Origin of the sequence: Sporomusa termitida (genome assembly GCF_007641255.1) — a bacterium.
Lineage (GTDB): Bacteria > Bacillota > Negativicutes > Sporomusales > Sporomusaceae > Sporomusa > Sporomusa termitida.
Genome location: NZ_CP036259.1, coordinates 1289873 through 1314721, shown reverse-complemented (window position 1 = coordinate 1314721; position 24849 = coordinate 1289873). Strand labels below are relative to the sequence as shown.

Below are 24849 nucleotides of genomic sequence, written 5' to 3'. Positions count from 1 at the left end.
CAGTGGCGTGCCCGCATTTCTAATTCATATAAAACCAAAAAGTTCTTTTAATTCTTCCAGACTGCTGTCATTAAGGAAAAAATCAGCACTGACTCTACCTCCCGCCAAATTGACAATTCTTGTACAAGTGTGCACGATAAACTCATAATCATGGGTGATGACAAACACCGCTTTTCCCTTGGCCGCAACCCTTTGCAGCAGGGAAGCCACCCGCCGCATATTTTCCGCATCCAAACCGCTGGTGGGTTCATCAAAAATCAATATGTCCGCCCCCTTAACGATTGCCACGGCAATGGTCACTCGTTGCTTTTGTCCGCCAGAGAGGGAGGCCGGATGGCAGCTCTTAAAGGCAGCCAGACCGAGTGTTTCCATCGTTTCCGCCACTGTTTCCGTCAAATGGGGCATGTTCTCGTTGCCCAGAGCCAGTTCTTCCTCTACGCTTTCAGTAAATAATTGATAGTCAGCATCCTGCATAACAAAGTATGATTTTTTCAGGCGCTCTCCCGCTTTTGCCGGCCCAGACTCAATACTTACTTTCCCCTGCTGCTCGCTTACCAGTCCGCAGAGAATCTTCGCAAAGGTGCTTTTGCCGGCGCCGTTCAAGCCTGTAACGCCAATAATTTCTCCCTGTCCGGCCTTAAGGCACAATCCGTCGAGAATCCGGGGACTGCCCTCATACCGGAAACATACGGCGTCCAGCTGCAAATAGGCCGGCGGTGCAAACATTTCGCTGCCGCTCCGCTGTAAAACCAGCTTTGCCGGGAAAACACATCTTAGTCCTTTATCTATCCGCTCTGTATCAGGCATAGACAGGAAGTTTTCCCGGTCATACTCTGCAGCAATTTTCCCACCCTCCATATAAACCACTCTGTCGACAAGGTCTTTCAGGTAATACAGGCGGTGCTCGGCGATAATGACCGTATGGCCCTTTTCCTTCAGCAGGCCAAGAAGTACTCTGAGTTCTTCCGTAGCTTGATGATCCAAATTGGCCGAAGGTTCGTCCAGTACATAAACAGAGGGTCCCGCCGCATGGACGGAAGCGATGGCAATTTTTTGTTTTTCGCCGCTGGATAACTTGAATAGGCTCCTTTCTAGCAGTTGCTCAATTTTCATAACCGCCACCGTATTATTCAGCCGGTGGATCATTTCCGCTCTTGGCACGCCCATATTTTCGCAGCCGAAGACAATTTCCGACGTGGTATCAACCGTAAAAAACTGCGAACGGGGATCCTGGAATACCGAGCCAACCAGCCGTGCGAGCTGATGCAGCTTCATATTGCGGATACTTTTCCCGTCAATAAAGGCCTCACCGTGCAAAGCCCCTTCATAAAAATGAGGAATCAAACCATTCAGCAACCGGGTAACGGTGGTTTTGCCGCAACCGCTGCGTCCGCACAGCAAAACGAATTCTCCTTTGTTAATCTGCAAATCAATGGCAGAAACGCTTTCGGCCCGTTTTCCGTGATAGCTGAATTTTACATTTTTTATCTCAATCACGCGCCCAACCCCCTAACGACAGGCCGGAAAACATGTTTTTGTCAAGATACCAGAGTACTGCGGCAAACAGAGTAAAGCCAGCCGCAAGCACCACATCGGCAAATAGAGTCCGCCCAGCCCGCCGGGATGTTCTTGGGCGCTCGCCGTCAATGCCCCGCGTCAGTGCTGCCGCCAGTTCATCGGCCACTTTAACGCTTCCCATCAGCTGGAGCACCAGTATAGACTCCATGGTTCTGACCGGCTGAAACAATAATCCCCGGCCAGTTAACTCTATATTACGCATTTTTATAGGGTTCTTAATGTGCCCTAATTCTTCTTTTACCCTAGGCAAAAACCGTAAAAATACCGCATTCAGCACACCCAAGGCAATTAAATCCTGAACCTGCAGCGTTGCCTTCCCTGCCACTTTGTGCTCCCCCTTTTGCGATCATAAATAAAGAAAGAATTATCACCAGCAGTTATGCCGCCTGACTTTGAATGTCACTCACTATATATCACAAGTCATTGATAATCATTTTCATTTGTTTTTGTTTATTATAGATGATATCATGTAAATTGACAACCCTTTCCAGTAAAGATTTCGCAGGCCTGGCAACCGGCCGGAAATTTTTTAATAAATGTATAAATATTTAATCACAGGAGGTTTTGCCATGCGAATCTTTAACCTGCTGCTGTTGCTGGCGCTAAGCGCCGCCTTGCTGGCGGCCTGCGGCAATACCAATCAGCCGGTGCGCAAGGGCGCATTACAGGAATACTCGCCCCGGGCCGGGACAGAGGCGGCGGCGCCGGCGGTACAAAGCCCGGGTCAGGTCACGGTCAGCTTTGATTACCAGCGCCAGCGCGAGATCGCCAGTGACCAACTGGCGGTCTGGATTGAGGACACCCAGGGGCGGCATATCCGCACCCTGCTGGTAACCAGGTTCACAGCCAATGGCGGCTATCAGAAACGGGCCGAGACTGTGCCTCACTGGCAGCAGGCCTTTCAACCGGCCGGTGCCGGCCGCCAGGCACTGGATGCCGTTAGCTCGGCGACCCCGCAGTCCGGCCCGGTTTCAGTCATCTGGGACTGCCGTAATCAGGCCGGCGAGGCGGTTCCGGCCGGTCCCTATGTCTATAAAGCCGAGGCCAATATTAAATGGGCCAAAACAGCACTCTGGCAGGGTACCCTGCCGGTTGGTTCCGGGGCCGCCGAGTCGGCGGCCACCGCCGTCACCGGCGACGGCATCCTGCTGCAAGCCGTGCGGGCCAGCTTTGCACCGGCCCCCTGACGGCACCGGCAGCCTGCTTATTTAACGGTTCCGATCCTGAATTGTTAACTGCATACAACTGCCGGCGAACAGCAAAAGGGGCTGTCTCAGACAGCATTGAGACAGCCCCTTAACCGTATTGCGGTGATTATGCCCGGAATTTAGCCACCGCCGCCTGCAAGTCCTGCGACAGCTGGACCAAAGCCTGACTGGCTGCTGAGATTTCTTCCATCGAAGCCAGTTGTTCTTCAATCGCCGCCGAAACCCCCTGGGACTCGCCGGCCGATTTTTTGCTGAAATCGTCAATCTTTTTCACCGAAACCACCGTCTGTTGGCTGCTGGCCGCCATCTGCTGAATGGAAGCCGAAATCGCTTTTACCTGATCGGAGACCTGGGTTACCACCGCCATAATTTCCTTAAAAGCGATGCCGGCGCCGTTGACCACGGCCGTCCCCCGCTGTACCTCCTGCGTGCCTTCGTTCATGGCCGCTACCGCCTTGTCGGTCTCGCCCTGAATCTCGCCAATGAGCTCGGCAATCTTCTTGGCCGCTTCCTGCGACTGTTCGGCCAGCTTCCGCACCTCTTCCGCCACCACCGCAAAGCCCCGGCCCTGTTCGCCGGCCCGGGCGGCCTCAATGGCGGCATTTAAGGCCAGCAGGTTGGTCTGCCCGGCAATACCGGAAATGGTGTCCACAATCTGACCGATTTCCTTCGACCGCTCCCCTAGCTGAACCACAACCTGGGCCGAGGCGTTGACAGTATCCTTGATTTGATTCATCTGGATAACCGCCTTTTCCACCTCCTGGTCGCCATTTTTGGCTTTATCGGCCGCCTGCGCCGACTGGCTGACAACCTGATTGGCGTCTGCGGCTATTTGCTGAATTCCGGCCGATAATTTCTCCATAATGTCTGAGGTTTCATTAGCCACCTCCATTTGGGCCGCAGCCCCGGCAGCCACCTCCGTAATCGATGACGCAATATGGTTGGCGGCCTGCGTCGATTGTTCCGAGTTGGCCGTAAGCTGTTCGGCCGAGTTGGCGACAAGCCCGGCATTGTCCTGAATCTTGCGGATAAGCTCGGTCAGGTTGCTGATCATCGCATTAAAGGCCTCGGCCAGCAGCCCAATCTCATCGGTCGATTTTATCTCCATTTTTTTGACCGACAAATTCCCGGCCGCAACACTTTTGGCCGCCGCAACCAGGGCGAGAATGGGTTTAATGGCGATGCCGGCAAGAACAAAAGCGATCCCGCCGGTAACAACAATTAAGAATAAACCAATAAAAGCCGTATATGTCGCCTCGTCAATGCTTTTGGCGACAGCCGTGCTATAGGGGATTTCCGTACAGAGCAGCCAGCCGGATTTTTCATGTTTCATATAGCTTACCAGCATCTGCTGATTGTCTATCTTCACTTCCTCGGCCCCGCTGCTGCCGGCTAAACCGCGTTGTACAAAATCAAACCCCGACATATCTGTCCGTTCCTCCGGCTTTTGCAGGTCCTTAGTCGGATGGGCCAGCAGCTTGCCCTCCTGGTCCAGGATATAGACGGTAACCTGATCCTGGGACAACCCATTAACAAATTCATTTAATATCGACAGCTCGACCGTGCCCTGAATAACCCCGTTTACCTTGCCGTCACTGCCTGTCACCGGCGTGGCCAGCACCGAAATAAGATGCCCGTTGTCCTTGCTGACCAGCACTTCCGAGATAACCTCTGCCTGTCCCTGCATGGCCAGTTTAAAAAAGTTGCGGTCCGACACATTAGTCAGCCGGAGATCGTCGCTTCTGGCAACCTGCGTCCCATTGGCCCCGGTAACGACAATCGGATTAAGATCCGTATACACCTTGGCGGCCTCAGCAATCAGGGGCTTGATGCCGGCTGCATCATGGGCCCGCACACTGGGGTTGGTCGACAGGACTTTTACCCCGTATAAATTTTTGTCAATAAAATTATTTATCTTTTCCTGAACAATTTCCGTTCGCTTTAAATTCTCCGATAAAGCCGTTTCTTTTGCTGTTTGCATCGAATTGTTTAAGCTGATACCCGTAAAAATGATAAGCGGCAGTGAACTGGCAACCAGTAGGGCTAATGTTAGTTTCTTCTTGATATCCATAAATTGCCTCCTCGTTTTTGAAACAGTTACTGAATTAACTTGCCCCTTAGAAGACGGTTGCGCATCAGACTCCTTGCCTTTAAACTCATACTCCTGCCTTCATCTCTATATAATGCACCTGGCAAAACCAACAGAATAATAAGAAAAATCGTTCTATTATATTCTACCTGTTCATTCCGCTTTATTAAATGAGCTAAAAGTCCTATATCACCTACCGACTCAAGGGTGACTCAAGGGGACGGTTCTCTTGAGTCAAAAACCAAGCTCCGGTTTGCCAAGCGGCGCTTGTCCGGCTTTTAAATCCCCGGCAAATTTAGCAATTTAGCGGCAGGTAATTGCTGCCGGCTAGCGAAAGATTATATTATCAATACAGCGGCCGCCACCAAAACAACGGCCGCCGGCGCCGAGGAGGTTAACGGGCCTTGCACTGTATAGGTTCCGCAGGAGCAAAAAATCCGCCGTTATTCCGGCGACTACGGAACGGCGGATTTTTGGTCCTGCTGCCTTTCGCCCGGCTTCCGCTCATTTGCTGAAAACCGGGGAATAATAACAACATAGGTAATAACACTACTATAAAAAGTCAAGAGGGAAAAGTGAAAGAATAGCGAAGCTCGATCAAAGGTTTGCCAATATTAATTTCTTTTATTGCGCCGTCAAAATGGAAACCGGCCTTTTCGTAAAACCGGCGGGCTCTCGGATTATCTTTAAGCACCCAAAGGATAACCTGCGCGTAGCCGAGTTCACGCAAACGGGTAAGGCAAAACCAAATAGCTGGAACCGAGCAGCCCGTTCCCCACGCGTCAGGGAGGAAATATATTGCGCTGATTTCGCCCGTAGTATCCGGTAAGTCTTCATCGCGGGCTTTCCCGAGAATTGCCATCCCGCTGGGTTGATCATGCGTACTGAAAAGATAGAATTCTTCTGACCGCGCTGGCATCACCTTACGAAAGATATCTGCACGTTTTTCAGAAGTAAATGTAGCCAAATACTCAGCCGGGACGATCCCCTTATAAGCCGCTTGCCAAGACTTTGCTTGGATATAGCCGATTTTATCGGCCATAGCGACAGTAGCCTTTACTGTACCAAGTTTCATAAACGCACCTCACTCCAAGACAATATTGTTGTGAATATACGTAAATACATTAATATGGAGGCAACAAACATGGGGCATCACCACAGCCAGAGCGGGCACACACCGGAAAAAAACAATCTGGCCGCACTGACAGCATCGCTGATCATTACCGCCGGCATTATGGTCCTGGAATTTTTCGGCGGGTTGTTTACCAACAGTCTGGCCCTGCTCTCCGACGCCGGTCACATGCTCAGTGACACAACCGCCCTGGGGTTAAGCCTGTTTGCCGCCGTGCTGGCGCTGAAACCGCCGTCCCCCCAAAAAACCTATGGCTTTTACCGCTTTGAGATTCTGGCCGCATTTTTTAATGGCGTGACGCTGTTTGTTATCGCCGGTTTTATTGTCTGGGAAGCCTATGAACGTTTGTGGGCGCCGCCCCTGGTAAATAGCGGCTATATGATAGGGATTGCGGGCATTGGCCTGCTTGCCAACCTGGTCAGTGCGCGGGTCCTGACCTGGAAGGGAGATATGGGGCAAAGCATTAATCTCCGCAGTGCCTATCTTCATATTCTCGGCGACGCACTGGGCTCGGTCGGCGCCATTATCGCCGGGTTATTGATGTACTTTTTTTCCTGGTACTGGGCCGATCCGGTTATTAGTGTTATTGTTGCCCTGCTGATTTTGCGCAGTGCCTGGGTTGTTATCAATGAATCGGTAAACATACTGCTCGAAGGAACACCCCCAACCATCAACTGGGAGGAGGTAAAAGAGTCCCTGCGCACCATTGACGGCGTCAGGGATGTCCATGATTTACACATTTGGACCATCACCTCCGGTCTGGCCTCCCTTACCTGTCATCTTGTCATTGAGGCCGACAAAGATCCCCAGGCTATCCTGCAAACAGCCATTTGCACCATCAGGGACCAATTTCAAATTAACCATACCACGATCCAGATTGAAACAGCAGACTTTAATCACCCGAGCTGTCTGCCCTGACCGGTTCATCTGTACCGGCTGCGGCGAAAACAATCCGAAAGGCAGTACCGGCCGGGCTTGAGTGTACGCAGATCTCAGCATTGTGCCGCGCAGCAATCCGGTAACAAACAGGCAGCCCCAGCCCGGTTCCCTCATCCTTGGTCGTCACAAAGGGTGTCCCGATTTTTTCCAGAATGGCCGGCGGCATACCACACCCCTGATCGGTGATCGTAAGCTCAATCTCCGCCCCCCTGACAGCCGTACTGATTGTTACCAGCCCGCTGTCAGTCATGGCTTCCAGGCCATTACGCACCAAATTAAGAATAAGCTGCCTGATTTCATTCTCATCAAAATCGAACTCCGGCAGGTCGGCCAGGGTTAACCGCAAATCATGCCCCCGGCGCAGCGCGTCGGCCTGCAGCAGAGGCGCCAGCGCCTGGATAACGGCATTAAGATTGGCCCGGCGGATCTCAATCTTCTTATTTTTGGCCAACGATAAAAATTCGGTAATAATCGCATTGGCCCGGTCAATTTCCTCAATCATGATAGCTATCTGGGAATGGTATTTGGCCAGTTCGGCTTTACGCTGAAAAATCTGCAGGTAACCGCGGACTGTGGTCATGGGATTCCGCACCTCGTGACCGATGCCGGCCGCCATCTCACCGACTATGTCCAGACGGTCCAGGCGGGCCATCTCATATTTATAGCGTTTTATTTCCGTAATATCGGTAAACATGCCCAGCAGGCATTGTTCATCCTCCAGCGAAATTACTTCGCTGGAAAACAGAACCGTCCGGACCTCATTGTTATTTGTTACTATATCTATCTCATAATTCTGACATTTACCCTGCTGGTGGAGGATATGCAGGCGCAGCTGCTGCAAGCAGGTTTCGTCTTTCCACAAAGTAATCTGATCAGAGGTTTTCCCTGCCACCTCTTCATAAGTTCGGTCCAGCGCCGTTAAATAGGCCTGATTCACAGCAAGAATTTTCCAGTCCTGCAGGGAAACAATAGACATCATCAGCGGATTGGCATGAAAGGCCTTCAAAAACCGTTCTTCACTTAACCGTTGCTCGGTAATGTCAATAAGGGTAATTAAATACTGTTCTTCTGCACAATACTCGGTCTTGATGACCGAGATTATGCCATAACGGTTATCGCCGGCCAGCGTTCTAAACTCAGCCAGGCCGGCCGTATAGCCGTTAGCCTGCAGCTCTGCCAGGCGGGCGATGGTAGTGGGTGAATCGGCATTGCCGAAATTCAGCGCAGGTACGGTGCGGCCGGTAATCTCCTCCCGCCCGGCCTGCATAAGCTGCTCAGCCGCATAATTAACATCAAGGATCATAAGATCCTCCTGCCGGACGATCGCCATCGGCGCCAGATTCCTGGTGAAAAAAATTTTGAATATTCTTTGCCGCTGATTTAGCAAAGTAAGCGTATGGTTCAGTTGGGTTTTGGCAGCACACTCCTGTTCCAGCCCTTTGCGCAGGGAGGTGACGGCGGTAAGCAGCGGCGCCAGCTCAGGAAACTGCCGGAGCTGTTCGGGACTGTCAGTTTTTGTTACAACCTGCCTGGCCACATTACTAAGCAGGGTATCAAACTGGCGGAAGGTATAGCGCAAAATCAGCATTGCCCCCACCCATAATAAAAAGAAAGTAGCCCCTGATTGCCAGAGAGCGGCCATAAAGGTGTTGTTTATATATTCCACTCTGGCATTTGTCCAGGTAAACCAGGCGACCTCGCCGTCAACGATATGGGGATATAAAACACTAAGGGTCGGTTGCTGCCAGAGCGTATTGCGGTCATTGGTAAAGGTAACCGTCTTCCTGGTTGCATAGGCTTGCTTAATGGCAGCCACGCCGGCAGCGGCAAAGGGCCGGGTCAGGATCTCCGGTCTGGGCGGGTAGACGGCAAGCCGCTCATTATTTATCCCATAGCCCAGGCCGCACTGCTTATATTCCTGACCCACTTTAGCCAAAGCTGCCTGGAGCTGGGAGTTCAATAACCGTATCTTTTCTGCTTGGGACAGCTTGCGTACGGCCCCGTCCTGTAACAGATCGGCTGCATGGCGGGGCATCTGCTGGTCTAAATAAACCGCAAGCAGCAATAATTCATGCTCTTTTTGCTGAAAAATCTGCTCTTTCATCATTTCTGCATTCCGGTATACAAAAAAAAGCATCAGTACCGTAAACATAATTGTGGTCAGAAGATATGTCCGTTTAGCCACAGATTTTGGAATCATTTTCCACATCCCCTGTCATAACTTAATCTTGGTTGCAATGTAAACATTCCTTTGCTTGTCTTATCTGAGTACCCCACTTGGGCCCCATAAGGCACATTTCCTGTTTTTTTCCAGTTATTTTAAGTATTTCGCCATTTTTTTCCATCATCCTTTAAATTTGCCTATACAAATCTGCGGTTAGAAAAACTTGGCTTTGCCAGCGCCGGCAGAAGCTGCCTGGGCCCTTTAGGGTATCGATTTTTCTTATCCCTTAGATCATGGCCTCGAATCTTTATAAATGCTGCGGGGGCAAAGAAAAAACAGGTTCCTTAGAACCTGCAGCTACTGCCGGTAGAATGCTATGTTAACATAAGCTCCGATTGTACGGCTTGAGAGCCGCCGGCAGAATTGGACTGTACATTCTCCCGGCGGCCTGTTTCGCCTATAAGGCATTGGTACCGGCGCCTTATTGGCCGCATCAATCGCCTGGTGGGCCAAATCAATCGCCTGGCCAAGGCTGTTCTTTTCCAGGTATTTCTTCCACCCCACTCAAGCCGCCCCTCCGGTCACGGCTGCAGACTTGCAGGCCTGTTTACCTTATAGATTGCCAACCGGCAATTGTTTATACACTGCGGCATTAAAAGCAGAAAAAAAACCACTCGCGCGGTCTTTTGGCTTTGCGCATAGCAGATAATCCTGGAATACAAGGGAATGGTTTTACTTTTGGCATCGCCCCAAAAGTAACAAAAGGTCTAGGCCCGGAGCCTCCAAAAGCTGAAAAGCCGGACGGTATGCCTAAAATCCGAAACTCGCTGCGCTCAAACAGTACGGATTTCTTAACGGCATACCGCCCGGCTTTTCTCCTGCGGAACGCTTTTTCCGGCAAAGGGCCGGGGGGTTACCGGGTTGCGGGGCCTTGGCGCACCTTGTTTATGGGGACCTTCAGCCTATCAAAAATTATAAATTCTGTAGACAGAAAAAACCCGCTTGCGCGGGCATTTGTTCTCTATACCGTCAGAAAAAATCCCTGGCGGTCCCCTTATCTCTGCTTGCAATTCCCCGGAAACAGGCTATAATTAGAAATAGGTGGAAATTAAAGTCGCCGTGACCTGGAAGTGTTGCAGCACTTCCAGGCCCGCGCAAGGTACCAAACACCTACACGTAACAGCAGGCTGTCCACGACGACATTTCTATTATACACCGGGCTTCCGCCCCAGCACAAGCCGGGGGAGCACGCGGGTATAAGGGCTGTTGCCGCAGGCATCGGGCTGTGAGTGCGACTTAGACGCAGCAACGCATTATCCGCTCCTCACCAGCCAGTTGTCAGCAGCAGTGGGCATTGTTCTGCCGGTTTGACCGCCTTGCTGGCTTATTGGAATTGGGGATTCAGCAACTATTGAAGCATAAGCGCATGTGTAGGCCAACAACCTCGCATGCGCTTTAATTTCCCCCTGTAACCAGCTGGCGGCAGTGCTGCCCTGCAGCCTCCTGCCCCAGCCTCATATAGGGGGGTATACATGTGTCTGACGAAAACGGAACCCGGCTCAGGCCAACCGGCCACGCTACCAGACCCGGGCAGCGGCGGCCGCTCTGCCGGCCCGGCCCCAGGCTCCAGGCGCCGGGCCCCCGGCGCCTGCGGGCCGGCCAGACGAGCCGGGGTGGGCTGAAAGAGATGTTAAACCAGGCTTTTGATCAGTATATTTTCACCAGGGTCGACCATATCCTCAACCTGGCCGCCACGCAGGATGCCGGCTACAACCGGACAGCCAGCGAAGTCAGCGCCGCCCTGGACCGGCTGTTGGAGCTGGCCCGGGCCCTGAAGGCCGAGCAGCCGGAAATGACCGGTTTGGTCATGGATTTCGAGGCTTGGGCGGCGCTGGAGTCCGGGCAGACGGCGGAAATTGCCTACCGGCAGGGGCTGCGGGACAGCAGCCGGGTCCGCCAGGAGTTTATGACCTTCCTGCAGCAGCAGGAGGACGGAAGCAGTGACTGACCTAAAAAAGAAAGCCCCGGCCGGGCTTTCTTTTTATGTCAGTACAACAGGTTAATGCCAGCCGCCCGGTTGGCGGCGGCCACAGCCTGGCGGGCCGGTTCGCTGGCCTGCCCCAGCGTATTCAGCGCCTGGGGCAAATTATGGAAACCCATGCTGTTTTCAGCGGCCAGCAGGTCCCAATACCATTGGGCTTTACGGATCATGGGCGAGCCCGGCCTCATCAACCTATTCACCCTCCAAATCATCCAGCCCTTCAAACTGCATATGATAATATTTGGCATACAGACCATTATTCGCCAGCAGTTCTTCATGGTTGCCCCGTTCCTGAATGCCGCTGCGATTAATAACAATAATCTCATCGGCATTGCGAATGGTGCTAAGCCGGTGGGCCACCACAATTGTCGTCCGGTTTTGGGCCAGCCGTTCCAGCGATGCCTGGATATAGCGCTCACTCTCGTTGTCCAGGGCGGAGGTAGCCTCGTCCAAAATCAGGATAGGCGGATTTTTCAGGAATACGCGGGCGATCGCCAGCCGCTGCTTTTGGCCCCCGGACAGGCGGGTGCCCCGCTCGCCCACATAGCTGTCATACCCGTCGGCAAGGCCTATAATAAACTCATGAATATTAGCGTTTTTCGCGGCCTCCCTAATCTCCGCCTCCGTGGCCGCCGGCTTGCCATAGGCGATATTGTCCCGTACTGAGCCGGCAAACATGTAAACATCCTGCTGGACAATGCCGATCGCACTGCGGAGGGACTTGAGCGTAACCGCCCGCACGTCGTGGCCGTCAATCAGGACCGCGCCCCCGCTCACATCATAAAAGCGGGGCACCAGGGAACACAGGGTCGTCTTGCCGCCGCCCGAAGGCCCCACCAGGGCTACTGTTTTCCCGGCTTCAATGGTAATATTCACACCAGCCAGCACTTGGGCAGCCTGATTATACCGGAAAGAAACATCCTGGAAAACGATCCGGCCTTTGACATTGGTCAGTGGTACGGCGGCCGGTTTTTCTAAAATTTCCGGCACCGTATCAACAACTTCCTGAAACCGTTTGAAACCGGAATAGCCTTTTTGAAATTGCTCGGTAAAGTTAATCAACACATCAATGGGACCCATAAAAATGCCGATATACAAAGCATATACCGCCAGATCGGCAACCTGCAGCGTACCGCCGGCAACAAAAAAACCGCCGCTGACCAGCACCGCTGTATACAGTAAACCCTGAAAAAAACCATTGCCGGCATGAAAGCTGCCCATAAGGCGGTAGCTGTTTACTTTAGACTCCAAAAACTGCAGGTTGCTGGTGCAGAACTTTTCCCGTTCCAAATCCTCGTTGGCAAAAGATTTGACAACCCTGATACCGGCCAGGCTATCCTGAACCCGGGAATTAACGCCGGCAATCTTTTGCCGGTTATCCATAAACACGGCTTTCATCCGCCGGTTTTTATAAATACTGAACACAATCATCACCAGGACAACGGCAAAAAGAATTAACGTCATTTTAACATTGAGGAGCAGCAATAATAAAAATGACCCGACAATCTTCAGGGTACAGATAAAGACGTTTTCCGGCCCATGGTGAGCCAGCTCGGAAATATCGAACAAATCGGCCACCAGCTTGGACATCATTTCGCCCGTATTATTGCGGTCATAATAGGAAAAAGACAGCCGCTGGTAATGATCAAACAGGTCCTGGCGCATATCGCTTTCCATCCGGGCGCCCATAATATGGCCCCAGGTGGTAATGTAATACTGACAGGCATAGCGGATGCCGTACAAAGCGATCATCCCTGCGGCGACAAGGCCCAATACCCCTTTAATCTCCGCCGCGCTCCGGGTAAAAACACCGTGGGTGAGAAAATAAAGGATCTGGGGAAAGGTAATGTCCACCAGGGAAACCACCGATGCACAGGCCAGATCGGTAAAAAATAGCCACCGGTACGGTTTATAATATTGGATGAATTTTGACCAGATTGACATAAAGGCCTCCGTTTAGCAAGTATCACAGCAAGTTATTCCGCATTATTCTTTATCACGGAATATAACCCTTATACATTCCAAAATCAACCTAAAACTCCTGCCTGGCCAGGCAGAAATCACCTCAAGACAAAGGGACGGTGGTCGTGTCTGCTCTCCCAGCATACACACAACCACCGTCCCTGGCCGCTATCGGAACTCCGCCTACCTGAGTCCGCTGAGTCCGGCAATCCCCTCCATTTCTTGCAAGGCTAATTGCAGGCGGAAGACTGCGGGGGTTGTAGTTTTTCTATATCTGCCGGCGCCAGCCCGGTTAACTCTGCCACTTCAGTTACCCTCATACCCCGCTTTAACAGGCGCAATTGCTATTTCTGTTTTGCCTGCTTCTTTGCCTTTCCCGGCGCCTTCCATAGCGGATACATGGTCTAACAGGGCCTTCTCCCTCATTTCATATAAATATCGCTCTTTGTCCTGCTTGAGAAAGATTTCCTCAGCCGTCAGAGCCTTGCGGATTGCTGGTTCACTCATGGCAATCTCCTCCATTTCTTGGGGGCCAATCCATTCTCATCCTTCCTATTCTTATTATACCAGATATTCACAGAAAAGTTACCCTTGGGTTTTAATTCTAAACCCCCGGTTATCCTTGTATTCTTGCTTTTGACGAGTGCAGCATTTAGTATTTTCCAGAATGGCCAAAAACTAACAAAAACTTATTGCACTTTTACTATTAACAGTTTATTATACTATTAAAGTTCAGTTTAATTAGTTTATGTTTATTTTAATTTATTATCAGTTTTCCCCGTCAACAAGACAGCGCTTATGGCAAGGTTCATCAGAAAGATAGGAGGCCCCGCAAACATGCCGATCCCCCAATTATACGAAAAACTGCCTGTTGATCCTTCCCCGGTCCAAAACCTGCTCACGCAGGGCATTGTTTACGAATTAACAGCCCTGGCGGCTAAAGAAGGTCTGTTTACCGCTTTGGCGGTAAGGAAAACTGCAGCCGGGCTGGCCCGCGAGCTGGCCTGGGACGAAACCATCACCGAGCGGGTGCTGCAGGTCCTGGCCCAGGCGGGCTATCTGACCTGTGTCGGCGGTGCTTATACAGCGGTCCCAGCAATGGCCAAATATCTGCATAGAAACAGCCCCTGGTTTCTGGCCGATTCCCTGCTGTCCGAGTTTCCGGCCGGCTCTTTTGCCCACAGGGTGCTGGCGGCGCTTAACAACGAGACCGTTACCCCCTGTTGCCATAAAAAAGCACAAAACCAGCCAGAACGCCTGCGCGGCATCGGTGCCCGCGCGGTAACCGGCGAATTCGTCCAGACCACGGTGCAGGCAGTCAGCCTGGACCGGAAAAAACATTTATTGGACTTAGGCGGCGGCCATGGTTTTTACAGTATTGCTTTTGCCCAGAAATACCCCGGCCTGACGGTTACCTTATTTGATGTGCCGGACATTGCCGCCCTGGCCGCGGCCGCCATCGCTAACTACGGCTTAAGCGGCCGCGTCCAGACCCGGGCCGGCGATTTTCTGGCGACAGATATCGGTTCCGGCTATGATGCTGTTCTCTGTTCCCTGATGCTGTCCCCGTCTACGTTAGCCACGGTACTGCCCAAAGTCTACTCAGCCGTACTGCCGGGGGGCACATTGATTGTGCGGACTCATATCAAGGACGGATTCCCCAGCCTGGCCGGCAGTATTAACCGCCTGTTCTGCACCCTCAACGGCCAGCGAACCATGTATACACTGACTGAATGGCAAACCTGGCTGGCTGAATATGGCTTCAGCAACATCCAGACTGCCAATATCACCGATATTGTTGCTGTCCTGACAGCAACCCGCCCCTAAATTACATACAGGGAGGATTCGACAATGAGAAAAACAGCCCTGGTATTCAGCTTGCTGTGCCTGCTTTTCTTACTCAGTGCCTGCGGCCAAACCCCTGTTGCCGGCGGCAATCAAAACCAGGCTGCTGACAGTCCGACAGTCACGGTAACCGATCAGTTGGGACGGCAGGTGGAGATTCCCCGTCACATCCAGCGAATAGCAGCCCTGGATCATTTTGAGGGCCAGATTGCTTTCGCCCTGGGCCAGCAGGACAAGCTGGTCCACCAGGCCCTTTACAATAAGCTCGGCCAGGCCATGCTCGGGGCCGATGCCGGTTTCCGCGCCAAACCCCAGTTGCGGCAGATGCAAAAAACAATTACCACCGAATCGCTGGCCGCATTAAATCCGGAACTCATCTTCATCAACTCTTCCTTTGACAAAACACAACTGCAGCAGTTTGAGAGTGCCGGCATGAAGGTCATTGCCCTCAAAGGCGAGACCCTGGCGGATAGCTATGAGGCGGTCAGGCTGATGGCCAGAGTACTCGGCTGTCAGGACCGGGGTGAAACCTATATTGCCGCCTGCAACAAGCTGCTCCAGCTTGTCCAGGAGCGGACAGGCCCGATCCCGGCCGATCAGCGGCCCACCGTCATGTTTTCAGGGCCAAGAGATATTTTTGCCGTTGCCACCGGTGATATGCTGCAGGCCTCAATTATTGAAACAGCCGGCGGCAGGAATGTTGCCACCGAACTGAAAGGCTACTGGATCACTGCGTCACCGGAGCAAGTCTCAGCCTGGAATCCTGCTGTTATTTTCCTCGGCTCATCCCGGGATACCTACAGCCCGGAAACCCTGTACGGCAATCCACATTTTGCCACAGTCAAGGCAGCCCGGGATAAACGGGTTTATTCCTTTCCGTCCACGATCGGCTGGTGGGACTACCCGGCTCCACATCATGTCCTGGGCATAGTCTGGGCTGCTAAAACCTTACATCCGGAAAAATTCGCCGATATTGACCTGACCAGGCTCGCCGATGAATTCTATACCGAGTTTCTCGGACATTCTTTTACCGCATTGGGTGGAAAACTGTAGGCGCCTATGAATAACAAGATTATTTTGCTGCTGGCAGCACTATTTGTTTGCGCCCTCACAGTGGCGCTGGGTGTGGGGCGGTATGCCATCAAGCCGCTGGAGATTGCCAGTATTTTTTGCGCGGCCGTGGGCTGGAACGGGCGGCTGCCGGCCGTAGCCCCGGAGACCTATCTCATTTTCACGAACATCCGCCTGCCCAGGATCATTATGAGTTTTGTGATTGGGGGCGGCATTTCCATTGCCGGTGCTGTCTTTCAGGGAATTTTCCGCAACCCCCTGGCCTCGCCCGACATCCTGGGCGTGAAATTTGGCGCCGCCTTCGGGGCGGCGCTGGCCATTATCTTTTTTACCCAAATTACCTTTGGTGTCTACAGCCTGGCGTTTGTTTTCGGTCTGGCTGCGGTTCTGTCGGCCTACCTGCTGGCCCAGCGCAGCCAGGACCCGTCGGCCTCAGTGCTCGTCATCGCTGGCATTGTCGTGTCTGCCTTGTTTCAGGCCGGCTTGTCGGTGCTGATTTACCTGGCTGACCCTTACGACAAATTAGCCCAAATCACCTTCTGGCTGATGGGCAGTTTCCATACGGCTTCGTGGCTTAAGCTGGCCGGCATCTTCCCGCTTATCACCGTTTCCTCCCTGCTCATCTGCCTGTTCAGCTGGCGTTTGAATGTGCTGACTTTAGCCGACGAAGAGGCCCTGGCTCTGGGAATCCCCGTTTTCCGGTGGCGCATGTTCTATATCTTTTTAAGCACATTAATTGTCGCGGCCTCGGTGGCCGCGGTCGGCGCGATTCTCTGGGTCAGTCTCATTATTCCCCATATTGCCCGCTATCTGGTGGGCACCGAACACCGGCGGCTGATTCCGGTTGCCGGCCTGCTGGGCGGGATTTTCCTGATACTGATGGATACCCTGGCCCGTTCGCTGCTGGTGGCGGAAATCCCGATCAGTATTGTTACCTCTGTATTTGGTGCGCCCTTTCTGGGCTACCTGATTCAAAGCCGCAAAGGGGGTGCACTCGGCAGTGACCGTGCAAATTAACAACATTTCGGCCGGCTATACTAAAGTACCAATCCTTAAGGATATCAGCGCCGCTTTGCCCGGCGGTCAGTTTTGTGCCCTCGTTGGCCCTAATGGTTCCGGCAAAACCACATTGATGCGCTGCATTAATGCTATTCTTACCCCGTTCAGCGGCCGTATCCTGGTCGCCAATCAGGATGTGGCCCGGCTTTCCCGCAGTCAGACAGCCCGGCTGATCGGCTTTGTGCCCCAAATCACGCACAGCGTGTTTGCTTTTACCGTGCTGGAAATGGTGCTGATGGGCAGCGCCGCCCGCCTTAATGCCTGGTCGGCCCCCAGCCGGCAGGACAGGTCCAAAGCCCAGGCCATTTGTGAGGAAATCGGGATCCGCCACCTGGCCGCCCAGCCCTTTCAGCAGCTGTCCGGCGGCCAAAAGCAGCTGGTCCTGCTGGCACGGGCCCTGTTTCAGGAAACCCCGGTCCTGCTGCTGGATGAACCCACGTCCCATCTGGATTTTTGCAACCAGCACAAAATGATGGCCCTGGTCCGCGATATAATCAAACGCAAGAATGCCACCGCCCTGATCACGCTCCATGATCCCAATCTGGTCCTGAATTACTGCGACGCTGCCCTGCTCATGAAAGAAGGGCGCCTGATTAGCGCCGGCCCGATAGAACAGGCCTTAAGCGACACCAGTCTGCAGCAGGCCTTCGGCGATAATATTCAAACAGATACCACCAGCCGGGGCCTGCAGGTGATAGTCCCCAAAAATATTGGGAGGGAAAAGCAGTGTTCTTAAAAAAAAGCTTGCCCAAATTGGTTTTTACCACCCTGCTGCTTGCCGTCCTGCTTGTGTCCGGCAGCAGTTTGGCCCGGTCGAACCCGACCGGACCTGATTGCATCGCCCTGACCTGGTCCGGTGATCCCCGGACCACGCAGGCCATTACCTGGCAGACACCGGACCCGGCCTTAGACCAGGTGCAGTATATCATCGCAGGCCCTGGCCAGGGCCTGCCGGGTGCGGCTAAAACCGCCACAGCCACCAAGGAATATCTGCCCGGACAGGAGACCGCTGTCCATGTATTCTCAGCATGTTTAACTGATTTACAGCCAGACACCCGTTATTTGTACCGGCTTGGCAACGGCACCGCCTGGGGTGACTTCCATTCTTTCCAGACCGCGGCCGACGCGGTAACCAGGTTTACCTTCCTGGTGTTTGGCGACTCCCAGAGCGACGACCTTTATACCACCTGGCGGCAGACACTCCAGCTAGCTTATCAGGCCCAGCCGGCCGCCGCTTTTTTTACAAACGTAGGCGATCTGGTTAACACCGGCACTGATTTCAACGAATGGCAGGCCTGGTTTGCCGCCTCGCAGGGCGTGATTAACCGGATTCCGGCCATGCCGTTAACCGGTAATCACGAAATGTACACGCCCCGCTGGAAAGTCAACGAGCCGCCGGCCTTGTTCACGGCCCAGTTCCAACTGCCCCGCAACGGACCGGCCGGGCTGACAGAACAGGTTTACTCTTTTGATTACGGCAACGTGCATTTCGTGATGCTCGACAGCCAGGAAAGAGAAGAGCAGCTGTTCAACCCTGACATGCTGGCGAGGCAGCGGGAGTGGCTGGACCAGGACTTAGCCCGGACGGACAAGCCCTGGAAGATCGTATTTCTGCACCGCCCTCCCTATCACAATGACAGGATACAGGCGGCCTTTGTGCCCCTCTTCGACAAATATCAGGTGGATGTGGTGTTTTCCGGCCATGAGCATATCTACGCCCGGACCTATCCGCTGTATGGCGGCAACCGCGCCCCAGGCCCCGACCGGGGGACCGTTTATATCACCGCCGGCCGCAGCGGCACCAAAGCTCATGACCGGGCCGCCGCCGGTCTGTGGGATGAGGCATTTTACAACCCCCTGGACCAGCCCAATTATCTAACCGTCCAGGTACAGGACGATACACTGACGGTAAAGGCCTGGCAACAGGACGGGGCGTTAATTGATCAATGGCAGCTGGCTAAAGCCGCACCGGCACGACTAAAAATGGCCCAGTGAGGCCATTTTTTATTTCCCGGCAATATATTTTATCCAACCTGCCGCCTAAGAAAAAAGTACAGGCAATAGCCCGCCGGGCCATTACTTGTACTTTTTGTCTTACGCCCAGCGCCTAAGCGGTGGCAATAACTAGCCTACTTTAATTACATTCTGAGCGTAACCCCTGTAGCAAAATTGATGCCATCAGCCGGATAGGTTGCTTTTTCCCAGTAGTCAGAATCAAGAATATTGTTTACCCGCAAAAAATAGCCCAGGTTGTCATTCTCACGATATTTCAGCTCAACATCCAGGGTATGGTAGCCGGCCAGCTTTTTATACGTTTTGTGATCGGTATCACTCTTGCCGAAGGCCTGCCCCAGAACAGTCGCCTGGAACTTGTCCACCGTATAGGTTAATCCGTAATTAAACAGGGAGCTTGGCAGATTGACGGCTTTGGTCTTAACCCCTGCTTCGTTCGTATCCTTGGCATCCAGATAGGTATAATTGAGGAAGCCTTTTACCCGGTCGGTAAGCTGACGGGTGTACTCCAGCTCAATGCCTTTTATATCGGTTTCAGCGATATTATAGTAGGTTTTATCAGAGGTCCGCCGGTCGATGCGATTGTCAATCTTATTGGTAAAGGCCGCGACATCCAGTGACGCCTTTTCATCAAAATCGTGCTTCCAGCCGATTTCATAATTAGTTGCCTTTTCCGTTTCCGGCAAAGCCACGCCTTTGGCGAGGTTCGAGGCAACCTGCTTGGCGGTCACAAAGATATGGGACTTGCCGGCGGAAAAACGCACTGTGTTTTGCGCATCCAGCTGATGGGTAATATTCAGAACCGGATCAGTGGCATCTACTTTGCTGCTGTTGCGTTCGCTTTTGAAGTTGCCCTCAGTATCGGTTTTAGCATACGAATACGACTGTTTGGCCTCGTCATACCGGACGCCCAGGGTGAAATTGGTTTTATTGTCAATACGCCAGTTATCCTGAATGTAATAGCCAAGCCGTTTGTCGGTCCCGCCTTCGTCAAGGTCGGAATTGTTCTCATCTGTGTCCCAGTCGATTTTATTGTATTTCACACCAAAGGTCACCGTATTATTCCTGTCGGCCTGCAGGTCGCCGGCAAACTCCATGCCGTTCCCTTTGGAATACCAGCCGCTGCGATACCAGACCGGGCTGGCCGGGGTGACAAATGCCGGGTTGTCGGCATTATTGCCGTTATGTACCCACAGGTCGTTTTCATCGGTTACGTGATATACCTTGACGTTGTAGGCAAACCGGTCGCTGGCCTTTTGGTCAAACTGCAAGGCAATATTGGACTGTTTAAAGTCAGTGTATTTCCAATCTGTGACCTTTGTCTTGCCGTCCACCGGCGTATCGCCCGACCATGTAATAGTAGAAGGCACTTCCCGGCCGGTGAGCTGGTCAATATCATTGGGGATTTCGCGGTCGGTATTCATATAGTAGCCGCTCAGAGTCAGATTGGAATTCTCATTAAGCTGCCACTTGATTTTGCCGTTGAAATAATCGCTGTCCGTGTCCGAGTTATTCAGGTGGCCATCGGTCTGTTTTTTGCCGGCGGCTAGATAATAACTGGTCGTGCCCTCGCTGCCGCTATAGGTGGCATAGGTATTATAAGTGCTATGTGAACCGGCCGACAGATGCAGATTGATCTGGCCGGCCCCCTTGCCGTCCTTGGTAGTAATTAAAACAATGCCGCCTTTGTAGTCTGTCCCGTATTGCACCGGGCCGGGCCCCTTGATGATTTCAATCTTTTCAATATTGTCAATAGGTATGGTTTCCAGATTCGAGGCTGAGTTCGAGGCAATGCCCGACAAAGGAAATACGGGCATACCGTCAATATAGACTTTCGTCTGGTCAGAGGCCGCCCCCCGGATGCGTGCCAGCCGGCTGCCTTTGTCGGCCCGGGCAACATACAGGCCCGGCACCCCTTCAATGGCCTCAGCCAGGTTGGTTGCCCCCATCTCTTTAATCTTATCGGCAGTAATGACCGCAGTAGTAACCAGATAATCGGACAGTGCTGTCGAACGGACCTCCACTTCGTCCAGCGCCACCGCCTCTTCGGCCATGACAGGATTAAATGAGCTTAGCAAACAGACGCAAACCGCCGGTGGAATAACCATTTTGCTTAACCTTTTATACATATGATAAATCCCCTTTCCATGATATTTTCCGGAATATACCTTTACGCTCTCAGTGTTACCTTCTGCCCTGTTTTGTAGATCGATGTCCGTTGCAGTCCTGAAACAATCCGGGCCGCACCGGCATTGTCCTTAACCACAAACCCCGACAGGTCGTTGACCCCAAACGAAAACAGCGCCGGTGCCAGCGGCGTAAACGGGCCGACAAGGATGACATAGGCATTTTCCGCCAGTTCGAGCAGACGGGGCAGCGTTTTATATACCAGGCTGCTGCAGCTGAGAATGACGAAATCACTGGCCGGCAGGATATATTCAGCAGCCGCCTCCGGGTAATCCCCTTCCCGGGGCTCCCGTTCGATAATGGTCAGCTCACAGACCGGCTGATACAGCTGTTCAATATAGGGAAAATGGCCAAGTACGGCTACTTTTTTATTTTTGACGGCATTCTGATAGGAAATAAAAGGATCACTGGTCCGGTCCTCGCTATACAGGCTGTCGGTAAGCACAATGCCGTTGGCAGCCGCCTTTGCCGGGGCATTATACCAGGCGTTTATCGCCGCCATGCCAACAGAGGCCTCAATAAAGTTCCAGGATTTGATGCACTGGGCCAGTTGTTTCAGCGGCATACCCAGTGATTTCCGCATCACCTCCGGCAGGGTATCGCCCGGCAGAACATGGCTGAAGCCCAGCCCATTGCCGCTGCGGACTAAGGCGGCATACGTGCCGCAAATGAATTCATCAACAAGGCACGTGTCCGGTATCCCATCAATTAAGGCATCATATAATTCCCACATGTTGTTGACACTCCTTTTCCTGCTGGTCAGAGCCCGGTCCCTGTTCAGCAGGCGCCAGCTTGTTAAAGTTAACCGCCAAAGGCGAAACCCGTTCGCCATACCGCAGCTGCTGACGGATAGCCAGCATGATGGCATCCAGTTTTTCAATGTCCCGCAGGCTGTTTATTTCTGCAGCCGAGGTTTTCATAATTTTGTGAATGCCGCCGTTTTTTATCACAATCCGCTTATCGGCACTTAACGCCAGCAGGGGATCATGGGTGGAGATTAAAACAATTTTTTCGTTTTCCGTCAGCAGGCCGATCGCCTGTTTCCTGTCAATACCGGCATTTTCGATTTCATCAATCAGCACAATCGGCGAAGAACTCATATAGGCCGTGTCGGCAATCATCAGGGCCCGCGACTGCCCGCCGGAAAGCTGGGTTACTTTCGTATCCAGGGTAAATTTTTCCCCGGCCAGTTCATTCGCACAGGTAAAACATTGTTGGATCACCTGTCCGGCCTCCTCACACAGCCGGCTTTTGGCATGCATGGCCAGAAATTCGGCAACATTTAGATCCATGACGAAATTCATGTTCTGCGATAACTGGGCCACCATTTTATTGCCTATATCAAAGCGTTCCTCATCGGTCAGAGAGCGGCCGTTAATCAGGATATGTCGTCTGGTTGGCGTATCGCCCTGAGCCAGGCACTCAATATCGCCCAGCAGGCAGCTTTTGCCGGAACCGGTGGGGCCAACAATACTCACAACCTCGCCGGCGGCAATGGTAAGGGTCACATTCTCCGCTTCCCCCTGCTTATTGCGGCCGCCGATGATGGTAATGGTGCGGACGCTTTCCCGTTCTTCCCGGTTATGGATCAATGTGGCCATGAACTTCACCAGTTCTTCAGTCAAACTGAATACATCAAGGCCGAACTCCTGTAACTGCTCCGGCGGTATCCTGGCCAGGGCCCCGGCTACCGTAAGATCCTGCTGCAGGTTCTGCAAATTATAATTGACAAAAAAATCCTGCACGACCGGATAAGTGCTGATGAGCTCAGCTATGGTCTGCTTCGTGATGCTCTCTCTAATTTTTGCGTTGTCCCCCATCGTTTCACCTAAATTCCATCTTTTTCAGCATCCCCATTTGGTAACTCTCACCGACCCGGGTTTCGCCGGTACAATAGGCGCATACCGAAGCCGGCATTGAGAAACGCAGCCGCCGGTTTCTCAGGGTGGTAATATCAGCCGCCTTGCTGACCTGCTTGCTCAGCATAAATGCCCCCTGGCCGGTAATGCCGTTGACAAACAGGATGCGGGCGCCGGGATTTACCTGCCGTACATTAAACATAAACACTTCCCGTTCGGCCTGGGAGACGATATCCCCCTTGGTAATCAGGACAATATCGGCCAGCTTCAGCATGGGGCCAATTTTGCGGGGGGTGTTAATGCCGGCGAGATTATCAATCACGCAAATAGCAAGAATACCCTGAATATGCGGCGAACAGCGGTTGCATAAGCCGGCACTTTCGCTAATCAGGATATCGAGCCCGGTACGCTGCCCCCACTCGACAGCATCCTCAATATTGCTGATAAAAAAATGATCAGGGCAAAACTTACCCGAGAACCCCACCTGAACCGGTACCCCATATTCCTGATAGCGCAGCTGATCAAAAGAAGTCAGGCAGTCAAACTTTACCACCCCGGCCGCCTGGCCGCCCTCCCGGAGGCAGTCAATCAGTCTGAGGATGATCGAGGTTTTACCGGCCGAGGGTGCCCCTGATACGGTAATAAGTTTCATCGCTTAGCCCCCCATCAATGCATTTATCTGGCTGCCGCCCCTGGTCCGTCAGGCTGAACACCAATAGCGATTCGGTCTATTCCCTGTTGACGGATAGCAGCCATCAGGGCCACCACCCGCCCGTGCTCGACCCCGCTGTCGGCATTAATAATAACAGAGATTTGGTTATCGCCCTGGCTTTGCTGCACCAGCCACCGGGCCGCTTCCGCCGGCGTCCCGGCCTGCTCCCCGTCACAGAAGAGCTTGCCGTCTTTGGTTACAGTCAGCACGATTGCCGGCCGGTTCCGGTCCTGAACCCCGGCGGCCTGGGGCAGAGCAACAGGCAGGGTGTTCTGGGCGGTCATGGCTAAGGCCGCCAGCATGAAAAACACCAGCAGAAAAAACATGGTATCAATCATCGGTATAATCTCAATCCGGGCTTTTTTTCGCGGTTTTCGCGGTATCTTCATCGCTGCTGCTCCGCCGCCGGGTTTAATGCCAATTCCAGGCGGGTGGCATAATGTTCGATAATCTCTGTTTCCCTTTCGATCCGGGCCAGAAAGTAATTGTACGGAATAAGGGCGATGACGGCCACAGTGATGCCGGTCGCCGTGGCAATCAAGGCCTCCGCGATCCCGCCGGTAACGGCACGGGGTTGTCCCATGCCGGACAAGGCCATCACCTGGAAAGAGTCAATCATGCCGATAATCGTACCCAGGAGCCCCAGGAGCGGCGACAAGGTAACAATCGTATCCAGTATCGGCAATCCGCGCCGCATCGCAGCCAGCTCATTGACAACCACCGCCTCCATGGCTTTTGCCGGCTGATACGGATGGGCCATACCGGCCGCCAGGATGCGGATTAACGGCAGCGGGGACCCCTTGGCCCGGTCCGCGGCTTCCTCCCGCTGGTTGCCGGTGATCATTGCCAGTAATGTTTCGGCCAGGTTGGCGGCACCGCTATGGCGGAAGAAGTACATACGTTCAAGAATAACAGCCACGGCCACAATCGAGCAGGCCGCGAGGGGCAGCATCATCCAGCCGCCTTGTAACAGTTCATGCACCGGGATCA

23 protein-coding genes are annotated in these 24849 nt (G+C 53.0%); 8 read left to right on the top strand and 15 right to left on the bottom strand.

Annotated elements, in window-relative coordinates:
- Positions 1 to 24 precede the first annotated feature (24 nt).
- Together SPTER_RS05895 and SPTER_RS05890 are read right to left on the bottom strand one after the other, a co-directional pair.
- Positions 25 to 1497: an ABC transporter ATP-binding protein gene (locus SPTER_RS05895; protein WP_144349473.1), complete on the bottom strand. Its 1473-nt coding sequence runs from the start codon at positions 1495 to 1497 to the stop codon at positions 25 to 27.
- A complete protein-coding gene (locus SPTER_RS05890) occupies positions 1490 to 1903 on the bottom strand; it encodes an energy-coupling factor transporter transmembrane component T (RefSeq protein ID WP_144349472.1) in 414 nt (137 codons plus the stop codon). The genes SPTER_RS05895 and SPTER_RS05890 overlap by 8 nt, the downstream gene beginning before the upstream one ends.
- 244 nt (positions 1904 to 2147) lie before the next feature.
- On the opposite strand from SPTER_RS05890, the gene SPTER_RS05885 reads away from it, so the two are divergent.
- Complete coding sequence (locus SPTER_RS05885; RefSeq protein WP_170233171.1) at positions 2148 to 2765, top strand: DUF2271 domain-containing protein; 618 nt, start codon at positions 2148 to 2150, stop codon at positions 2763 to 2765.
- Positions 2766 to 2892: 127 nt separating this feature from the next.
- On the opposite strand, the gene SPTER_RS25265 is transcribed toward SPTER_RS05885, so the two are convergent.
- Both SPTER_RS25265 and SPTER_RS05875 read right to left on the bottom strand, forming a co-directional pair.
- The gene (locus SPTER_RS25265; RefSeq protein WP_144349470.1) at positions 2893 to 4857 is read right to left on the bottom strand and encodes a methyl-accepting chemotaxis protein; all 1965 of its coding nucleotides are present in this window, start codon (positions 4855 to 4857) and stop codon (positions 2893 to 2895) included.
- Between the two features lie 580 nt (positions 4858 to 5437).
- Positions 5438 to 5950 (bottom strand): GNAT family N-acetyltransferase, encoded by a 513-nt coding sequence (locus tag SPTER_RS05875; protein WP_144349469.1) that lies wholly within the window; start codon positions 5948 to 5950, stop codon positions 5438 to 5440.
- A 69-nt stretch (positions 5951 to 6019) separates the two neighbouring features.
- Here SPTER_RS05875 and SPTER_RS05870 point away from each other — a divergent pair, with 69 nt between their 5' ends.
- Positions 6020 to 6925: a cation diffusion facilitator family transporter gene (locus tag SPTER_RS05870; protein WP_144352771.1), complete on the top strand. Its 906-nt coding sequence runs from the start codon at positions 6020 to 6022 to the stop codon at positions 6923 to 6925.
- Here the strand turns inward: SPTER_RS05870 and SPTER_RS05865 are convergent.
- Positions 6900 to 9146 (bottom strand): ATP-binding protein, encoded by a 2247-nt coding sequence (locus SPTER_RS05865; RefSeq protein ID WP_170233170.1) that lies wholly within the window; start codon positions 9144 to 9146, stop codon positions 6900 to 6902. The genes SPTER_RS05870 and SPTER_RS05865 overlap by 26 nt on opposite strands.
- A gap of 321 nt (positions 9147 to 9467) precedes the next feature.
- Positions 9468 to 9674, bottom strand: coding sequence for a hypothetical protein (locus tag SPTER_RS05860; protein ID WP_144349467.1), 207 nt, complete (start codon positions 9672 to 9674; stop codon positions 9468 to 9470).
- Positions 9675 to 10644: 970 nt separating this feature from the next.
- On the opposite strand from SPTER_RS05860, the gene SPTER_RS05855 reads away from it, so the two are divergent.
- Positions 10645 to 11118, top strand: coding sequence for a hypothetical protein (locus SPTER_RS05855; protein WP_144349466.1), 474 nt, complete (start codon positions 10645 to 10647; stop codon positions 11116 to 11118).
- A 38-nt stretch (positions 11119 to 11156) separates the two neighbouring features.
- On the opposite strand, the gene SPTER_RS05850 is transcribed toward SPTER_RS05855, so the two are convergent.
- The 3 genes from SPTER_RS05850 to SPTER_RS05840 form a co-directional block, all read right to left on the bottom strand.
- Positions 11157 to 11339, bottom strand: a complete 183-nt coding sequence (locus SPTER_RS05850; protein WP_246105603.1) for an ammonia-forming cytochrome c nitrite reductase subunit c552 — start codon at positions 11337 to 11339, stop codon at positions 11157 to 11159.
- Positions 11340 to 11343: 4 nt separating this feature from the next.
- Positions 11344 to 13095: an ABC transporter ATP-binding protein gene (locus SPTER_RS05845; RefSeq protein WP_144349464.1), complete on the bottom strand. Its 1752-nt coding sequence runs from the start codon at positions 13093 to 13095 to the stop codon at positions 11344 to 11346.
- 324 nt (positions 13096 to 13419) lie between these two features.
- On the bottom strand, positions 13420 to 13620 hold the full coding sequence (locus SPTER_RS05840) for a PD-(D/E)XK nuclease family transposase (RefSeq protein ID WP_211367490.1): 201 nt from the start codon (positions 13618 to 13620) through the stop codon (positions 13420 to 13422).
- A gap of 330 nt (positions 13621 to 13950) precedes the next feature.
- Here SPTER_RS05840 and SPTER_RS05835 point away from each other — a divergent pair, with 330 nt between their 5' ends.
- The 5 genes from SPTER_RS05835 to SPTER_RS05815 are packed head-to-tail and all read left to right on the top strand — an operon-like array spanning position 13951 to position 19083.
- The gene (locus SPTER_RS05835) at positions 13951 to 14940 is read left to right on the top strand and encodes a methyltransferase (RefSeq protein WP_170233169.1); all 990 of its coding nucleotides are present in this window, start codon (positions 13951 to 13953) and stop codon (positions 14938 to 14940) included.
- Between the two features lie 24 nt (positions 14941 to 14964).
- Positions 14965 to 16011 (top strand): ABC transporter substrate-binding protein, encoded by a 1047-nt coding sequence (locus tag SPTER_RS05830; RefSeq protein WP_144349462.1) that lies wholly within the window; start codon positions 14965 to 14967, stop codon positions 16009 to 16011.
- A 6-nt stretch (positions 16012 to 16017) separates the two neighbouring features.
- The gene (locus SPTER_RS05825) at positions 16018 to 17046 is read left to right on the top strand and encodes a FecCD family ABC transporter permease (protein WP_144349461.1); all 1029 of its coding nucleotides are present in this window, start codon (positions 16018 to 16020) and stop codon (positions 17044 to 17046) included.
- Positions 17036 to 17824 (top strand): ABC transporter ATP-binding protein, encoded by a 789-nt coding sequence (locus SPTER_RS05820; RefSeq protein WP_170233168.1) that lies wholly within the window; start codon positions 17036 to 17038, stop codon positions 17822 to 17824. Before SPTER_RS05825 ends, SPTER_RS05820 begins: the two co-directional genes overlap by 11 nt.
- Positions 17815 to 19083: a purple acid phosphatase family protein gene (locus SPTER_RS05815; RefSeq protein WP_144349459.1), complete on the top strand. Its 1269-nt coding sequence runs from the start codon at positions 17815 to 17817 to the stop codon at positions 19081 to 19083. Before SPTER_RS05820 ends, SPTER_RS05815 begins: the two co-directional genes overlap by 10 nt.
- A 143-nt stretch (positions 19084 to 19226) precedes the next feature.
- On the opposite strand, the gene SPTER_RS05810 is transcribed toward SPTER_RS05815, so the two are convergent.
- The 6 genes from SPTER_RS05810 to SPTER_RS05785 are packed head-to-tail and all read right to left on the bottom strand — an operon-like array spanning position 19227 to position 24841.
- Complete coding sequence (locus SPTER_RS05810) at positions 19227 to 21230, bottom strand: TonB-dependent receptor (RefSeq protein WP_144349458.1); 2004 nt, start codon at positions 21228 to 21230, stop codon at positions 19227 to 19229.
- A 41-nt stretch (positions 21231 to 21271) separates the two neighbouring features.
- Positions 21272 to 22021 carry a Rossmann-like domain-containing protein gene (locus SPTER_RS05805; RefSeq protein WP_144349457.1) on the bottom strand — a complete coding sequence of 250 codons (750 nt, stop codon included), beginning with the start codon at positions 22019 to 22021 and terminating at the stop codon, positions 21272 to 21274.
- A complete protein-coding gene (locus SPTER_RS05800) occupies positions 22005 to 23108 on the bottom strand; it encodes an ATP-binding cassette domain-containing protein (protein ID WP_144349456.1) in 1104 nt (367 codons plus the stop codon). Before SPTER_RS05800 ends, SPTER_RS05805 begins: the two co-directional genes overlap by 17 nt.
- A 4-nt stretch (positions 23109 to 23112) precedes the next feature.
- Entirely contained in the window at positions 23113 to 23799 is a 687-nt protein-coding gene (locus tag SPTER_RS05795) for a GTP-binding protein (RefSeq protein ID WP_144349455.1), read from the bottom strand.
- A 23-nt stretch (positions 23800 to 23822) separates the two neighbouring features.
- Complete coding sequence (locus SPTER_RS05790) at positions 23823 to 24248, bottom strand: ExbD/TolR family protein (protein ID WP_144349454.1); 426 nt, start codon at positions 24246 to 24248, stop codon at positions 23823 to 23825.
- Complete coding sequence (locus tag SPTER_RS05785; RefSeq protein ID WP_170233167.1) at positions 24245 to 24841, bottom strand: MotA/TolQ/ExbB proton channel family protein; 597 nt, start codon at positions 24839 to 24841, stop codon at positions 24245 to 24247. The genes SPTER_RS05790 and SPTER_RS05785 overlap by 4 nt, the downstream gene beginning before the upstream one ends.
- Positions 24842 to 24849 lie beyond the last annotated feature (8 nt).